1 protein-coding gene is annotated in these 1126 nt (G+C 70.3%); it reads left to right on the top strand.

What is annotated here, in order from left to right:
• Positions 1–196: 196 nt before the first annotated feature.
• The coding region (locus tag APY03_RS07080) for a phosphotransferase family protein (protein ID WP_068675294.1) at positions 197–1126 on the top strand (930 nt) is incomplete at its 3' end.

Below are 1126 nucleotides of genomic sequence, written 5' to 3'. Positions count from 1 at the left end.
GCCTTTCTTTGGTTACTTTCTTTGGCGAGACAAAGAAAGTAACTCGCCCGCCGGGGCGAAATCCCGGCTCCTGCCTCAAACCAGGCACACGGTCAAAACAAGCGAACGAAACCTTCACCCCACCCCGCCCCAAAGGGAGAAGTGAGCAAGAGGCAAGCCCCCAGCCCTCAGCGACGAACCTGCGAAAGGCCATGCCATGAGCGCCGACGCAACGCAGACCGCACTCACCACATTGCTAGCACGCAACGGCCGTCGCGGCGAGGTTCAATCGCTGGCGCGGCTCACCGGCGGCGCCACCAAGACCACCTGGTCTTTCGACTGGGTCGATGCCGAAGGCCGGCACCCGTTGATCCTGCAGCAGACGCCGTCACGCGCCCCGGCCGCCGCTCCCGCAGCGCGCCGCCCGCCCAAGCTCACCGCCGAAGAGGACGCCGCGGTCATGATCGCCGCACGCGCGGCCGGCGTGCCCGCACCGCGCGTCGTGCATGTCCTCGCGCCCGGAGACGGCCTGGGCGGCGGCTACGTCACGGAGCGCGTCGCAGGCGAGACGCTCGGCAAGCGCATCGTGGCCGATGCAGCCTTCGACCCGGCGCGCCCGCGGCTGGCCACGCAGTGCGGCGAGATCCTCGCCGCCATCCATCGCATGCCGGCCGACCAGTTGCCCTTCCTGGGCCGTCTCGGCGCGGCCGACGAGCTCGCGATCTACGGCGGCCTGCTCCAGGAATACGCCTTCATTCATCCTGCGATGTCGTACGCCCTGCGCTGGATCGGCGAGCGCCTGCCGCCGGACGACCGCGCCTGCGTCGTGCATGCGGACTTCCGCACCGGCAACCTGATCGTCGATCCGGCCGAGGGCGTGTGCTGCGTGCTCGACTGGGAGATCGCGCGCATCGGCGACCCGATGCACGACCTGGGCGTGCTGTGCATGCGCAGCTGGCGCTTCGGCGGCGCGGGCGAGGCCGGCGGCTTCGGATCGCGCGAGGACCTCTACGCCGCCTACGAGCGCGCCTCCGGCACGGCCGTCGATCCGCGCCGCGTGCTGTTCTGGGAAGCGATGTCGAACCTGAAGTGGGCCATCTCCTGCGTGCGCCGCGGGCTGGCACGCGGCGCCGATGGACGGCCCGCG

It is taken from the genome of Variovorax sp. WDL1 (genome assembly GCF_001541225.1).
Taxonomy (GTDB): domain Bacteria; phylum Pseudomonadota; class Gammaproteobacteria; order Burkholderiales; family Burkholderiaceae_C; genus Variovorax.
The sequence above is the reverse complement of the archived record's forward strand: the minus strand, read 5'-3'. Positions and strand labels throughout refer to the sequence as shown.